This window comes from Nakamurella deserti (genome assembly GCF_003260015.1).
Classification (GTDB): domain Bacteria; phylum Actinomycetota; class Actinomycetes; order Mycobacteriales; family Nakamurellaceae; genus Nakamurella; species Nakamurella deserti.
The window spans coordinates 41,135-56,060 of the sequence record NZ_QCXS01000003.1; the positions used below are offsets into that span (position 1 = coordinate 41,135).

Sequence of the window (14,926 nt, forward strand, 5' to 3'; positions counted from 1 at the left end):
GGCGGCGACCGGCGCCCGCCGCGAGCGGCCCGGCCCGTCAGGCGTCGCGGCGGATCAGGGCCAGGAACATCGCGTCGGTGCCGTGCCGGTGCGGCCACAGCTGGACCGTGGGCCCGTCGCCGAGATCCGGCACGCCGGGCAGCATCGCCCGGGCATCCAGCACCGTGACGTCGTCCCCGAGACGCCTGAGCACGCCCTCGGTCTCGGCCAGGTGCGGCGAACAGGTCACATAGCCCACCACTCCCCCCACCCGCACCAGCCGCAGCGCGCTCGCCAGCAGCTCCCCCTGCAGACTGACCAAGCCGGCCACCGCCGACGGGCTGCGACGCCAACGCGCCTCGGGTCGGCGACGCAGTGCACCGAGACCGGTGCAGGGCGCGTCCAGCAGCACGCGATCGAACGTGCCCGGCTCGAAGCCGGGGTCGCGGCCGTCCGCGGTGCGCACGGTGACCGGCAGGCCGCGGACGGTCTTGCGGACCAGATCGGCGCGGTGCGGTGCGGGCTCGACGGCGTCCAGGGTGCCGTCCCGCCCGGCGACGAGTGCGCCCAGCAGGCCCGCCTTGCCGCCGGGACCCGCCGCGAGATCCAGCCAGCGGCGGTCGGTGCCTTCGAGCGGCGCGTTCGCCAGGGCCACCGCGACCAGCTGCGAGCCCTCGTCCTGCACGGCCGCGCGGCCGTCCGCCACCGCGGCGATCCGGCCGGGGTCGCCCTCGTCGAGATACACCCCGTACGGCGAGTACGCGGCCGCCGTCCCGCCGGCCGCGGCCACCAGCTCGTCCCGGGTGATGCGGCCGGGCCGCGCCACCAGGTGCACCCGGGGTCGCACGTCGTCGGCCTGCAGCGCCGCGGCCAGCTCGTCGCTCCGGGGAGCGAGTGCGTCCGCGAAGGCCTGCGAGATCCAGCGCGGGTGCGCGGTCGCCACCGCCCAGTGACCGACCGGGTCCACGTCGACCGGCGGCGCGAGCACGGCGACCCACTGGTCCTCGGACCGCTGGCCGACCTTGCGCAGGATGGCGTTGGCGAACCCGGCGGCACCGGGACGGGGACCCGACCGGACGAGATCCACCGTGGTGCTCACGGCCGCGTGCGCCGGGATCCGGGTGCGCAGCAGCTGGTACGTGCCGAGGCGGAGGGCGTCGAGCACGGCGCCGTCCAGGTCCTCCAGCGGCCGGTCCGAGCACTCGGCGATGATGCCGTCGATCAGACCCATCGCCCGGCACGAGCCGTAGGCGAGATCGGTGGCCAGACCGGCGTCGCGGCCGCTGAGGCCGCGGGCGGCCAGGATCCTGGGCAGGGCCAGGTTGGCGTAGGCGCCGTCGGTGCGGACCGCGGACAGCAGTTCCAGCGCCGCCGCGCGCGCCTGGTCGACGGCCGGCGGCGGCGCGGTGTCCGGCCGGCGCGGAGGCCGGGTTCCGCCCCGTCGGTCGGGTCCGCTGGGTCGCGTCATGCCTGCTCCTCGGGATGGGTGAAACGGTCTTCCGGGCCGGGGCGGACACCGCGGGCCCAGTCGGCGGCGGGCATCGGGCGCTTGCCGGGCGGTCGGACCGTGCCCAGACGCAGCGGCGTGGTCGCCGTCCCGACCAGGACCGACGTCTTGGACACGGCCAACTGGCCCGGGGCCAGTTCGCCGGCCGGTGCGCCGGACCGCTCGACCGGGCCCAGGCCCAGCCGATGGCCGCGGAAGACGGTCCAGGCGCCGGGTTCGGTGGTCAACGCCCGCACGGCCCGGTCGATCGCCACGGCCGGCGTCGTCCAGTCGATCCGCGCGTCGGCGACGGTGACCTTGCCCGCGTGACTCACGCCGCCCGGCGGCTGTGGCACCGGTTCCAGCGTGCCGTCGGCGATGCCGTCCAGGGTCCGGACGAGCAGTTCGGCGCCGCTGACGGACAGTCGTCCGAGCAGGTCGGTCGTGGTGTCGGTGGGACGGATCGGCTCGGTCACGGTGCCGAAGACCGGCCCGGTGTCCATGCCGGCCTCGAGCCGGAAGGTGCTCGCACCGGTGATGTCATCACCGTGCCTGATCGCGGCGTACACCGGAGCCGCCCCACGCCAAGCCGGGAGCAGCGAGAAGTGCAGGTTGACCCAGCCGTGGGCCGGGACGTCGAGCACGGGTTGCGGCAGCAGCGCACCGTAGGCGACCACCGCGGCGGCGTCGGGCGCGAGCGCGGTGAGAGCGTCGAGCAGCTCCGGGTCACGGCCGCCGGTCGGCGTGAGGACCCGCAAATCGCGGTCGCGGGCGAGCTCCTCCACCGGACTCGGCTGCAGAGTCCGGCCGCGGCCCGTCGGCGCGGGAGGCCTGGTGACGACCGCCAGCACCTCGTGTCCGGAGTCGAGAAGGGCCCGCAGCGACACCACGGCCGGTTCGGGGGTTCCGGCGAAGACGATGCGCAGGACAGCTCCAAGGACGGGTCCCGTTCGCGGGACGTTCGACAGAAGTCTAGGCACCGTGGCGGGTCCTCAGGATCGCCGAGGGACGGTGGGCGTCGCTGGCGGACCGGTGCGGGGGCGCGCGACTCCCTCACCGGCCGCCTCCCTGCGGCGTATCGTGAAGGCACTACACAATGTAGGAGGTTCACGATGCGGAACGCCCCGACGCCGACCGAGGCGCTGGACCGGGTGCTCGAACTCGTCGTCGTGTTCGACGACGACATGACCCGCGGGCTCGCCGCGGTCGGCCTCACCGTGCCCAGAGCCCATCTGCTGTGGGTGCTGCAGGCCGAAGGGCCCCGGACCCAGCAGGCACTGGCGGCCCGCATGGGTGTGACCCCACGCAACATCACCGGTCTCGTCGACGGTCTGGTGGCGACCGGGTTCGTCGAACGGGCCCCGCACCCCACCGATCGGCGCGCGGTGTCGGTGCGGCTGACCCCGCACGGCGAGACGGTCGCCGAGGGGCTCGTCACCGGCCGGCAGGAGCTGAGCCGCACCCTCTTCGGTGACATCGACGACGACCGGTTGGCCGCCTTCCTGGACGTCAGCGAGGCGGTGCTGGAGCGGTTGGCCGCGGCATCCGCGACGACGGACGCGGGGGCGGGGCCGGCCGCGGCGGCAGGGACGGCCGCGGCGGCAGGGACGGCCGCGGCGGCAGGGACGGCCGCGGCGGCAGGGACGGCCGCGGCGGCAGGGACGGCCGCGGCGGCAGGGACGGATGGGTCGACAGGGACGGATGGGTCGACAGGGTCGACCGGGACGCCGCAGTCGGCCGGGACAGCCCGCTCGGCCGGGACAGGCGGGACGGCGAAGTCGGCCGGATCGGCACGCTCGGCCGGGACAGCCCGCTCGACCGGACCGGCCCGCCCGGCCGGGACAGCCCGCTCGACCGGGACAGGCGGGACGGCGAAGTCGGCCGGACCGGCACGCTCGACCGGACCGGCCCGCTCGACCGGGACAGCCCGCTCGACCGGACCGGCCCGCCCGGCCGGGACAGCCCGCTCGGCTGGGACAGGCGGGACCGCAGAGTCGGCCGGATCGGCACGCTCGACCGGACCGGCCCGCTCGACCGGATCGGCACGTCCCGCCCGTTCGGGCGATGCCGGTCCGGTCGCCGGAGGTGCGCCGGTCGCCGGGAGCACGCCCCCTCCTCCGGTGGGGGACGGCGGCCGACTCGAGGGTGCCGCATCACCCGAGGTGCGGCGGTGAACGCCGCGCTCCGACTTCCCGGTCAGGCGTTCCGGCTGGCGGTGCGCGTCGTGCGACTCGAGGTGAACATCTGGGTCAGCCTGTACCGCTGGGTGTTCCGGCGTCCGGCACGGATCGCTCCCGGCACCGTCACCTTCGGGTACGGGGCCGCCGCCGCCCCGCTGTTCTGGGTGTTCATCGGCATCTCCGCGGTCGAGATCCCCATCCTGGATCTCCTGCTGCCCACGCTGACCTGGCGTCTCGTCGGCCTCGGGTTGGGCCTGTGGGGGCTGCTGTGGATGCTCGGCCTGCTGGCGTCGATGTACGTCTGTCCGCATCTCGTCGGGCCGGACGGTATCCGCATCCGCTCCGGGTTCTCCGTCGATCACGTCATCGGCTGGGACGAGGTCGCCGAGGTCCGGGTGCACCGGGAGAAGCTGCCGGGCAACCGCACGCTGCAGCTGACCGACGCCCCCGAGGGTGCGGCCCTGCACGTGACCGTCTCCTCCGAGACCACCGTGCAGATCGTGCTGGCCACCCCCCGCACCGTGAGAGTGCCCAAGGCCGGCCCGACGGCGATCCACGTCATCTGCGCGTGGACCGACGACCCGGCTGGTTTCCTGACCGCCACCCGGGAGAACCTGCTCCGGGCCGGCGCCGAGATCGACTGAGGTCAGCCGCTCGCGGGCACCTCGTCCGTCCCAGCGGCACCCGCCCGCTCGGGCGTGGTGCACATCCGTCGGGAAGCGCTGCCCCGACAGGCGGGACGGCGACGTCGGCGGCCGCAGCGGCCGACGTCTTCCGCGACGCCTACGTCGTCGGCGGCGGCGCCTCCGCGGCAGTACCGTCCGCCCCGACTGCCGCGAGAGCAGGGTCCTCGGCGGCGGCCGTAGCGGCGTCGGCGGGCGTGGCCGGCTTCTTCCGTGGCGCCCGCTTCCTCGGCGGCGGCGGCGTGTCTCCCGCAGCCCCGTCCGCCACTGCGGCCGCGGTGGCGGGCTGTCCGTCGGCAGCCGGCGCGAGGTCGGGGGGCGCGGCGTCCGCCGGCGCGGCGGCCGGCTTCTTCCGCGGCGCCCGCTTCTTCGGTGGCGGCGGCGTGTCACCGCCGGCGGCGGCAGCCTCGGCCCCGTCGGCCGGACCGGGCGCCGGTTCGCTGCCGTCGCCGACGACCGCCACCGCCCGGGCGGCGTCGGGCCCCTGTTCGAGCAGGATCCGGAAGCCGTCCTCGTCGAGGATCGGCACCTTCAGCTGGACCGCCTTGTCGTGCTTGGAACCGGGCGACTCCCCCACCACCACGAAGGCCGTCTTCGCCGAGACACTGCCCGCGGCCTTGGCACCGCGCTCGAGCAGGGCGGCCTTCGCCTCGTCCCGGGAGAACGTCTCCAGCGAACCCGTCACGACCACCGACAGGCCGGCCAGCGTCTGCTCGGGCCGGTCGCCGAGCTCGTCGGCCATCCGGACCCCGGCGGCTGTCCACTTCCGCACGATCTCGTCGTGCCAGTCGACGGCGAACCATTCGGTCAGCGCGCCGGCGATGGTGGGGCCGACGCCCTCGGCGGCGGCCAACTCGGCCTCCGACGCGGCCCGGATGGCCTCCATCGAGCCGAACTCCTGAGCCAGCGCCCGGGCGGCGGTCGGCCCGACGTGCCGGATCGACAGCGCCACCAGCACCCGCCACAGCGGCTGGTCCTTCCGGGCGTCGAGATTGCGCAGCAACCGGCGCCCGACCTCGGTGAGCTGGTCGTCCTTGGCCCGCAGGAACAGTCCGACACGGCGCAGGTCGTCCTCGGTGAGATCGAACAGATCACCCTCGTCGGTGATGACCCCCGCGGCCAGCAACGCGGTGGCCGCCTCGTACCCGAGCCCCTCGATGTCGAAGGCACCCCGGCCGGCCAGGTGGAAGACCCGTTCCCGCAGCTGGGCGGGGCACGAGCGGGAGTTGGGGCAACGGATGTCGATGTCGCCCTCCTTCGCCGGCCGCAACGGCGAGCCGCACTCGGGGCACTCCGTCGGCATCACGAACGCCCGCAACTCGCGGCCCTCGCGCAGCTCGACGACCGGCCCGAGCACTTCGGGGATGACGTCACCGGCCTTGCGGACCACGACGGTGTCGCCGATCAGGACGCCCTTGCGGAGCACCTCGCCGGCGTTGTGCAGGGTGGCCATCCCGACCGTCGAGCCGGCCACGAGCACCGGCTCGAGAACGGCGAACGGCGTCACCCGGCCGGTACGTCCGACGTTGACCTGGATGTCCCGCAGCAGGGTGTTGACCTCCTCGGGCGGGTACTTGAACGCGATCGCCCAGCGCGGCGCCCGGGAGGTGGTGCCCAGCCGGCGCTGCACGCCGATCTCGTCGGCCTTGACGACGAGGCCGTCGATGTCGTGCTCGATGTCGTGCCGGTGCTCCCGCCAGTACTCCACCCGCTCGAGCACCTGCGCGGGCGTGTCCACGACCAGGTTGTGGTCGGACACCGGGAGCCCCCAGGCGCGGAGCCGTTCGTAGGCCTCGGACTGGCGCGTGATGTCGAAGCCCACCCGGGCACCGATGCCGTGGCACAGCATGCGGAGCGGGCGGGCGGCGCTGACCCGCGGGTCCTTCTGCCGCAGCGAGCCGGCCGCGGAGTTGCGGGGGTTGGCGAACGGCGCCTTGCCCGCCGCCACCAGGGAGGCGTTGAGCTCGGCGAACCCGTCGAGCGGGAAGAACACCTCGCCGCGGATCTCCACCAGTTCGGGGATGTCGTGCCCGCCGTCGTCGGCGAGCGCAATCGGGATCCCGGTGATGGTGCGGACGTTGAGGGTGACGTCCTCGCCGGTGGTGCCGTCGCCCCGGGTCGCGGCCAGGGTCAGCCGCCCGCGCTCGTAGCGCAGGTTGATCGCCAGACCGTCGATCTTGACCTCGGTCAGCCAGTGCACCGGCCCGGCGGCGTCGCGTTCCGCGCGTTCCAGCCAGGCGGCCAGCTCGTCGAGGGAGAAGACGTTGTCCAGCGACAGCATCCGTTCGCGGTGCTGGACGGTCGCGAACTCCGTGGCGAAGCCACCGCCCACCCGCTGGGTGGGTGACGCCGGGGTGACCAGCTCCGGATGGGCCTGCTCGATCGCGGTGAGTTCGCGCAGCAGTGCGTCGAACTCGGCATCGGTGACGGTGGGCGCGTCCTGGACGTAGTAGCGGAACTGGTGGCCGCTGATCTCGTCGGCCAGCTCACCGTGCCGGCGGAGGACCTCCGGATCGGTGACCGGTGCGGCGGCGGGCGCGTCGTCGGCGGGCGGCGCGGCGGCCGGGACGACGGCCTCCGGATCGTCGGCGGACACCGGGTCGGTCGTTCCAGGGGTGGGTGCGGTCACGCGTGTGACATTACGACGCAGGGACGACAGTGACCGGGCCGTGGCGGTCAGCCGAAGAGGCGGTCCAGCAGCCGGGCCCACCAGGAACCGCCGGCGCGGCTGTCGGCGGAGCCGTCCGGTCCGGGCGCGGCACCGCTGCCACCGCTGCCGCCACCGCCGAGGTCCGTGGTGTCCCCGTCGGCGGGGGGACGGAGACGGCTGCGCGGGCCGCCGGGATCCGGCGCGACGTCGGCGGGCAGCTCGGGCACGTCGCCACCACTGCGCGCCGCGGCCATGTCGGCGGGATCGTCGGCGTCGGCGGCGATCACGAAGCCGTGCAGCAGGATGCGCCGTGCGTCCAGATCACCCGGGCGCCGGTCCTGGTCGACCACGAAGCCGAACAGCGTGCGCAGCGCCTCCTGCCCGAAATCGATCACGTCGAAGGGCATCCCGGCGCCGTTGACGACGGCGAAGGCACCCTCCGGGTCCTCGTCGCCGGCCCAGAAGGGCTGCTCGAAATCCAACCTCGCGCCCTCGTCGACGATCACCCCCTGCTCGGCGACGAGCATCAGCTCGCGGGCGGTGTCGCCGTCGGGTCCGAGGATCTCCAGGGCGGTGCTGTCGGCGACGCTGTTGACCTGCAGCCGGACCGCGGTGCGACCGGCGCCGACGGTGGCGAGGGCCGCGGTCAGGTCGGTCAACTCCAGCAGGTCCTGGCCGCAGACGACCGCGGTGCGCCCGAACACGCCGGCGTAGATCCGGCCGTACTCGGGATAGCTGGCGGTCAACAGGTCCGCGGGGGGCAGCGGCGCACCGATCCGCCCCGGGAACAACCGCGTCAGCAGATCACGGGCCACGGACGGGTCGCCACCGGTCCCGGGCACCAGCTCGGTGCGTGGGAGACCGGCGGCCAGACCGAGGATCTCGATCTTGGCCATCGGGAATGCCTCCTGGAGGGGATATCTCGGTCCGGACGGGGCGGACGTCTCAGCGGTGGGCGTCGATCGGGTGGTCGTCGAGCCCGTCCGCGCCGGCGCCCTCGGCGAGCAGCCGGGCGACCTCGCGGGCGGACCGCAGCACCTGCACCGCGGTGCCCCCCGGGACGGCGTCCAGGCCGCCGGCCGGCGTGGGCACGATCAGCGAGGCGAGGGTGGCGTCGGGGAAGCCCAGGGCACGCAGGGGTTCGGTGATCGGCCGGGCACGCTCGGCGAGCGGCACCGCCGGGCCGTTCGCGGGTGCGGCGGGCGGGATGACACCGGCCAGCAGCACGGTGCCGGCGTTGAGCGCCTCCCCGACCGGGTCGAGCTCCGCCGCGGTGCGGCCGAGGGACGTGAAGTCCACCCGGACGGCGTCGAAGCCGACGGCGCCGAGCAGCGACCACGGCGGCGGCCGGCGGCCGGCGTCCAACGCCGTGCGTACCCCGGGAACCGCCGCCAGCACCGCGCGGAGACCGTCACGGACGACCGCCTCCTCGACGGCCCGGACGGTGCTCAGACCACTGGCGGTCGGCAGCGCCCCGGCGAGCACCGCCGGCAGCAGCCGCTCCTCGAGCTGGACGACGAGGCCGGCGTGCGGCAGCCGCCGGCGGACCTCGGCGACGTGCTGCGCGAGCCCCTCGGCGAGGGACGCGACGAGATCGTCCATCGCACCCGCGTCGGTGAGCATCCGGTTTCCGGCCGAGGTCTCCAGCTCGGCACCGAGGGTCCAGGGCCCGCAGACCTGCAGCTTGACCGTCCCGGCGGCCGACGCGAGCTCCTCCAGGGTGTCCAGATCCCGGTCGAGCAGGTCCCGCCCGCGGCGGACGTCACGGGACGGCCGGCGCGAGACCCGCCATCCGGACGGGACCACGTCGGCCCAGATGTCGACGAGCAGCGCGATGGAGCGGCCCACCGGGTCCGCGCCCACACCCCGGGCGGGAAGCACGGGCAGGAACGGCAGCTCCGGGACCTCCCCGACGATGACCCGCAGGCTCTCGGCGACGTCGTGACCGGGCATCGCCCCCAGACCGGTCGCGGCGGCCGCGGGCCAGGCCGGCGGCGGAGGCGTCTCGGCGGTGGTCACTCAGCCCGCCCGCACGATGGTGGCCGACGCGCGGACGCGCTCGTTGGCGGGGTCGTAGAGCACCACGGTCTGCCCGGGGGCGATGCCGCGCAGCGGCTCGTCCAGCGTGATCCGCAACCGCCCGTCGACCAGATCGGCACTGGCGGCGGCGGTCCCGCCGTGGGCCCGGACCTGGATGACCGTGCGCATCGGGAACTCCTGCCCGCCTGCCGTCGGGAACACCGGCTCCGCGGTGCTGATCACCGACACCGACAACCGCTCGGCGGCGCCGACCGTCACCGTGCCACTGACCGGCTCGATGTCGAGCACGTAGCGGGGGCGGCCGTCGGTCGCGGGGCGGCCGAGGTTGAGGCCCTTGCGCTGGCCGATGGTGTAGCCGTACGTCCCGTCGTGTGCGGCCAGCACCTCGCCGGTCTCGGCGTCGACCACCGCACCGGGCCGGCTGCCCAGCTTCTCGGTCAGGTAGCCGCGGGTGTCGCCGTCGGGGATGAAGCAGATGTCGTACGAGTCGGGCTTGGCCGCGACCGAGAACCCGCGCCGCGCCGCCTCCGCCCGGACCCACTCCTTGGTGTGGCCGCCCAGCGGGAACATGCTGTGCGCCAGCTGTTCGCGGGTCAGCACCGCCAGCACGTACGACTGGTCCTTGGCCTCGTCGACCGATCGCCGCAGCTCGCCGTCGACCAGCCGGACGTGGTGGCCGGTGACCACCGCGTCGAAGCCCAGGGCGATGGCCCGGTCCAGCAGCGCGGCGAACTTGATCTTCTCGTTGCACCGCAGGCACGGGTTGGGCGTGCGGCCGGCCGCGTACTCGGACAGGAAATCGGCGACGACGTCCTCGACGAACTCGGCCGAGAAGTCCCACACGTAGTACGGGATGCCCAGCAGGTCGCAGACCCGGCGGGCGTCCATCGCGTCCTCGATGGTGCAGCAGCCCCGGGACCCGGTCCGCAGGGTGCCGGGCTGCCGGGACAGCGCCATGTGCACGCCGGTCACGTCGTGGCCGGCCTCCACGGCGAGCGCCGCGGCGACCGCGGAGTCGACCCCGCCGCTCATCGCCGCGAGGACGCGCAGCCGCGGCTCAGGCATCCGAGGTCACCACCCGGCGACGGGACGCCTGCCAGGCCCGGCGGGCCCGTTCGACGACCGGGCCGATGGCGGCGACCACCGCATCCACGTCCGCCGGGGTGGAGGTGTGACCGAAGGAGAACCGCAGGGCGCCCACCGCTTCGGCCTCCGGAACCCCCATGGCGAGCAGGACGTGGGACGGACGGGCGACGCCGGCGGTGCAGGCCGAGCCGGTGGAGCACTCGATGCCCTGGGCGTCCAGCAGCATCAGCAGCGAGTCGCCCTCGCAGTCGGGGAAGCGCAGATGGGCGTTGCCGGGCAACCGGCTGGGCCCGCCGTCGACGTGCGACTGTCCGGGATCGCCGGCCAGCACCACGTCCGGCACCACGCCGCGGACCCCGGCGATCAGGGCGTCGCGCAGCGCGGCGAGCTGCGGCTGACGCCGGTCCAGGGACCCGACGGCGTCCTGCACCGCCACGGCGAACCCGACGATCCCGGCCACGTCCAAGGTCCCGGACCGCACACCGCGTTCCTGCCCACCGCCGAAGAGGATGGGGTCGACGGTCGCGTCGCGGCGGAGCAGCAACGCCCCCACGCCGGTCGGGCCGCCCAGCTTGTGAGCGGTCAGCGTCAGGGCGTCGGCCCCGGACGCCCCGAAGTCCACGGCGAGTTGTCCGACGGCCTGCACGGCGTCGGTGTGCAGCGGGATCCCGCGGGCGTGGGCGACCTGGACGAGCTCGCGGACCGGGTTGACCGTGCCCACCTCGTTGTTGGCCCACATGACGGTGACCAGCGCGACGTCGTCCGGGTTCTCCGCGATGGCGGCCGACAGGGTGTCGGCGTGCACCCGGCCGTAGTCGTCCACCTCGAGCCAGTCGACGGTGGCGCCCTCGTCGGCCTCGAGATGCTCCAGGACGTCGAGCACCGCGTGGTGCTCCGTCGGGCTGGCCAGGATGCGGACGCGGGCGGCGTCCACCCGCCGCCGGGCGCGGTACAGCCCGGCGATGGCCAGGTTGTCGGACTCGGTGCCGCCGGAAGTGAAGATCACCTCACTGGGCCGGGCACCGAGCGCGGCGGCGATCGTCTCGCGTGCCTCCTCGACGCGGCGGCGGGCGGCGCGGCCCGCGGAGTGCAGCGAGGAGGCGTTCCCCGTGTGGGCGAACGCCTGGGTCATCGCCCTGACCACGGCCGGAAGGACCGGGGTGGTGGCGGCATGATCGAGATACACCATCAATCGACCAGGGTAACCGCGCGGGCGGCGGGCCCTCGACGGTCGCCGGTCGGAACGGACGGCGGCCCCTCGAAGAACGGCACCGACGCCGTCCGGAGACGACGGAGCCCGGCCCACCGGGTGGTGGACCGGGCTCGAACCCCGGAGGGTCAGCTCTTTCGGGCCTTGACGGCCTCGGCCAGCTGGGGCGCCACGGTGAACAGGTCACCCACGATGCCGAGGTCGGTGATCTCGAAGATGGGGGCGTCGGCGTCCTTGTTGACCGCGATGATCGTCTTCGACGTCTGCATCCCGGCCCGGTGCTGGATCGCGCCGGAGATGCCGAGGCCGATGTAGAGCTGGGGGGCCACCGAGGTACCGGTCTGGCCCACCTGGAACTGGTGCGGGTAGTACCCGGAGTCGACCGCGGCCCGGGACGCCCCGACGGCACCGCCGAGCGCGTCGGCCAGGTCCTCCACGACGGCGAAGTTCTCGGCGGAACCGACGCCGCGGCCGCCGGAGACGACCACCGAGGCGGCCGCGAGGTCCGGACGGTCGCCGACGGGCTCCGTCTCGGTCTGCAGTATCCGGGTCGCGGTGGCGGTGTCGAAGGTCAGCGGCACCTCCGTCAGGGTGCCGGCGCCGGGGGTGGCCTGCGGGTCGGGCAGCGAGTTCGGCCGGATGGTGATGACCGGGATACCCGCCGCCGCCCTGGCGTGCACGGTGTAGCTGCCGCCGTAGACGGAGTGCGTGACGGTGCCGTCCGCGGCCAGGTCGACGACGTCGGACAGCAGCGCGCCGTCCAGGCGCACGGCGAGCCGACCGGCCGTCTCGCGACCGTCCACGGTCAGCGGCAACAGCACGGCCGCGGGCTGCACGGACGCCGCGACCGTGGCGAGCGCCGTGACCTGCGGGGTGATCAGGTAGTGCGGGGCGTCGTCGGACTCGGCGGCGTAGACGGTCTGCGCCCCCCAGCCGGCGAGCTGCTCACGGTGCGCCGCCGCGGTGCCGGGGGCACCCACGACCACGGCCGCGGGGGTGCCGAGACGGGCCGCGAAGGCCAGCATCTCGGCGTTCACGGGGCGGAGCTGACCGTCGACGATGTCGACGAGGACCAGGACTTCGGACATGGGAAAGCCTTTCGAGGATTCGGGAGCCGGCCGGTCAGACCAGGCGGGCGGAGGCGAGGAACTCGGCGACCCTGGTGCCGGCGGTGCCGTCGTCGACGATCTTCTCGCCGGCTTCCTTCGGGGGCTTGGGCGTCGCGTCGACGATGGCGGAGTGCGAGTGCGCGAGCCCGGCCTCGTCGGCGCCGATGCCCAGGTCGGCCAACGTCAGCGTGGTCAGCGGCTTCTTCTTGGCGGCCATGATGCCCTTGAAGTTCGGGTACCGCGGCTCGTTGATCTTCTCGGTGACGGACACGACCGCGGGCAGCGACGCCTCGAGCGAGGAGTAGCCGCCCTCGACGACCCGCTCGGCCTTCAGCGTGGTGCCGTCGACGGTCAGGTTGCGCACGAACGTCAGCTGGGGCAGCTGCAGCCGCTCGGCCAGCATCGCCGGAACCGCCGCGGTGCGGCCGTCGGTGGACTCGTTGCCCGCGATGACCAGGTCGAACGGGACCGTCTTCAGCGCGGCGGCCAGGGTGGCGGAGGTCTGGACGGCGCAGGAACCCTGGAGGCCGTCGTCGTTGACGTGGATGGCCTTGTCCGCGCCCATGGCCAGCGCCTTGCGCAACACCTCGGCGGCGCGCGACGGGCCCATGGTCAGCACCGTCACCTCGCCGCCCTCGGCGGCGGTCAGCTGCAGCGCCGCCTCGACGCCGCGGGTGTCGATCTCGTCGATGACGGCGTCGGCCGCGTCCCGGTCGAGCAGACCGTCGGCGGGGCGCAGGTTGCGCTCGGAGTAGGTGTCGGGGACCTGCTTGATCAGTACGACGATGTCCACGTCGGCTGCTTCCTGTCGGAGCGGGTCGGACCCGCTGGTGGCCAGCATCTAAGCGACCGCTTAGGTCGCTGCTGGTTCCCAAGTTAGCGCTCCGGTCCGGCGCCGTCGAGCGCCACGGCACCCGGTGCCGCCCCGGGAGTCGCCCACCGGCGCCGGTACGGTGCTCCTGTGACCGACGCCACCCCTGACGACACCCGCATCCCGGTGATCCTCGACGTGGACACCGGCGTGGACGACGCCTGGGCCCTGATGCTCGCGGCCCGCTCGCCGCGCCTGGACCTGCGCGCGGTGACCTGCGTGTCCGGAAACGTCGGCGTCGACCAGGTGGTGGCCAACACCGCCTACGTCCTCGACGTCGCCGGTGCGCCCGAGGTGCCGGTGGGCCGCGGGGCGACCCGGCCGCTGCTCACCCCGCCGCACCACGCGACGGAGATCCACGGGCCGGACGGACTGGGTGGCTTCTCCCGGCCCTCGGACCGCCGGATCGAAAAGCTGCACGCCACCGACCTGCTGCGGCGCGAGCTGATGGCGGCGATCGGCAACGGCGAGACCATCACCCTGGTGCCGCTCGGGCCGCAGACCAACATCGCGTTGCTGCTGCGCTCCCACCCCGAGGTGGCGCCCGGCATCGAGCGGATCGTGTTCATGGGCGGGTCGGCGTCGGTCGGCAACGTCACCGCGCTCGCCGAGTTCAACGTCTACGCCGACCCGGAAGCCACCGCGATCGTGCTGGCCGCGGCCGACGAACTCGACATCCCGGTCACGATGTACGGCCTGGACGTCTTCCTCGACGTGGAGGTGGGGACGGCCGACGGCGCGCGGCTCGCGGCCTCCCACGACTCCGCCGCCCAACTGGCCGGCCGGCTCATCGAGTTCTCGCTGGGGGTGTTCGGCGGTGACGCCTGCACCATCGGTGACGCCGGTGCGGTCTGCGCGGTCATCGACCCGGGCGGCATCGGCACCGGGCGGTACCCCGTCCGCGTCGAGACCGGCGCCGGCGCCACCCGGGGTCAGACCGTCGTCGACCGCCGGCGATGGGTCGGTGACGCCCCGGTCCGGTCCCATCGCGACGGCACCGCCACCGACGTGGCCCTCACCGTCGACGCCGACCGGTACCGCGCACTCTGGCTCTCCGCGTTCACCGGCTGACAGGATGTGGGTGGGCCGCCGTCGTGCGGCCGGCCCGCCGCGATCGGGTCGGAACCGGGCCCGCAGCCGTGTCGGATCCGGCGGCCCCCCACGTCCCGAAGGTGTCCACGACCCCGGGGCCCCGCCGGTACGCGGGTCCCCGACCCGAGGAGCTGTCATGACGACCACGACCCCGCCCACCGATCCCAGCCTGAACACCGTCACCTGGTGGGAGATCCCGGTGGCCGACCTGGACGAGGCGGCGCGCTTCTATCCCGCGGTGTTCGGCTGGACGGTCGCGCCGTTCGGCGACGGGTACCTGGCGGTCAACCTCGGGGACCGGATGATCGGCGGGCTGTTCGCCTCGTCGGAGGAGCCGGCCGGGGGTGGGGTCCGTATCTACGTCAACGTCGCGGACCTCGAGCAGGTGCTGGCGGCGGCCACCGCCGCCGGCGGCACGGTGATCACCCCGCGGACCCTCATCGCCGAGGGCATGGGCTGGTGGGCCGAGCTGGCCGACCCGTCCGGCCGGCGACTCGGGCTCTGCAGCGACCGGGACGCGGGCGCCTGAGCCGGCGTCAC

At 74.4% G+C, this 14,926-nt stretch carries 13 protein-coding genes; 4 read left to right on the forward strand and 9 right to left on the reverse strand.

The annotated features are described in order from the left end of the window. Positions 1-37: 37 nt before the first annotated feature. Together DB033_RS13610 and fmt are read right to left on the reverse strand one after the other, a co-directional pair. Complete coding sequence (locus DB033_RS13610; RefSeq protein ID WP_111767518.1) at positions 38-1,447, reverse strand: RsmB/NOP family class I SAM-dependent RNA methyltransferase; 1,410 nt, start codon at positions 1,445-1,447, stop codon at positions 38-40. Then, entirely contained in the window at positions 1,444-2,391 is a 948-nt protein-coding gene (gene fmt, locus DB033_RS13615; RefSeq protein WP_111768295.1) for a methionyl-tRNA formyltransferase, read from the reverse strand. Before fmt ends, DB033_RS13610 begins: the two co-directional genes overlap by 4 nt. A gap of 186 nt (positions 2,392-2,577) precedes the next feature. Here fmt and DB033_RS21135 point away from each other — a divergent pair, with 186 nt between their 5' ends. Both DB033_RS21135 and DB033_RS13630 read left to right on the forward strand, forming a co-directional pair. Then, the gene (locus DB033_RS21135) at positions 2,578-3,639 is read left to right on the forward strand and encodes a MarR family transcriptional regulator (RefSeq protein ID WP_205843892.1); all 1,062 of its coding nucleotides are present in this window, start codon (positions 2,578-2,580) and stop codon (positions 3,637-3,639) included. After that, positions 3,636-4,289: a hypothetical protein gene (locus DB033_RS13630; protein ID WP_111767519.1), complete on the forward strand. Its 654-nt coding sequence runs from the start codon at positions 3,636-3,638 to the stop codon at positions 4,287-4,289. The genes DB033_RS21135 and DB033_RS13630 overlap by 4 nt, the downstream gene beginning before the upstream one ends. 139 nt (positions 4,290-4,428) lie before the next feature. Here DB033_RS13630 and ligA read toward each other — a convergent pair whose 3' ends face one another. The 7 genes from ligA to DB033_RS13665 form a co-directional block, all read right to left on the reverse strand. Further along, positions 4,429-6,957, reverse strand: a complete 2,529-nt coding sequence (ligA, locus tag DB033_RS13635) for an NAD-dependent DNA ligase LigA (protein ID WP_240615895.1) — start codon at positions 6,955-6,957, stop codon at positions 4,429-4,431. 47 nt (positions 6,958-7,004) lie between these two features. Further along, on the reverse strand, positions 7,005-7,874 hold the full coding sequence (locus tag DB033_RS13640) for a DUF6928 family protein (protein WP_111767521.1): 870 nt from the start codon (positions 7,872-7,874) through the stop codon (positions 7,005-7,007). Between the two features lie 49 nt (positions 7,875-7,923). Beyond that, complete coding sequence (locus DB033_RS13645) at positions 7,924-8,997, reverse strand: uroporphyrinogen decarboxylase/cobalamine-independent methonine synthase family protein (RefSeq protein ID WP_205843893.1); 1,074 nt, start codon at positions 8,995-8,997, stop codon at positions 7,924-7,926. Further along, entirely contained in the window at positions 8,998-10,068 is a 1,071-nt protein-coding gene (gene mnmA / locus DB033_RS13650) for a tRNA 2-thiouridine(34) synthase MnmA (RefSeq protein WP_111768297.1), read from the reverse strand. Positions 10,069-10,075: 7 nt separating this feature from the next. After that, a complete protein-coding gene (locus tag DB033_RS13655) occupies positions 10,076-11,293 on the reverse strand; it encodes a cysteine desulfurase family protein (RefSeq protein WP_111767522.1) in 1,218 nt (405 codons plus the stop codon). A gap of 149 nt (positions 11,294-11,442) precedes the next feature. Continuing rightward, positions 11,443-12,402, reverse strand: a complete 960-nt coding sequence (locus DB033_RS13660) for an electron transfer flavoprotein subunit alpha/FixB family protein (protein WP_111767523.1) — start codon at positions 12,400-12,402, stop codon at positions 11,443-11,445. A gap of 34 nt (positions 12,403-12,436) precedes the next feature. Beyond that, the gene (locus DB033_RS13665; protein WP_240615896.1) at positions 12,437-13,216 is read right to left on the reverse strand and encodes an electron transfer flavoprotein subunit beta/FixA family protein; all 780 of its coding nucleotides are present in this window, start codon (positions 13,214-13,216) and stop codon (positions 12,437-12,439) included. Positions 13,217-13,384: 168 nt separating this feature from the next. On the opposite strand from DB033_RS13665, the gene DB033_RS13670 reads away from it, so the two are divergent. Then, on the forward strand, positions 13,385-14,365 hold the full coding sequence (locus DB033_RS13670) for a nucleoside hydrolase (protein WP_111767525.1): 981 nt from the start codon (positions 13,385-13,387) through the stop codon (positions 14,363-14,365). A 157-nt stretch (positions 14,366-14,522) separates the two neighbouring features. Beyond that, a complete protein-coding gene (locus DB033_RS13675) occupies positions 14,523-14,915 on the forward strand; it encodes a VOC family protein (RefSeq protein ID WP_111767526.1) in 393 nt (130 codons plus the stop codon). Positions 14,916-14,926 lie beyond the last annotated feature (11 nt).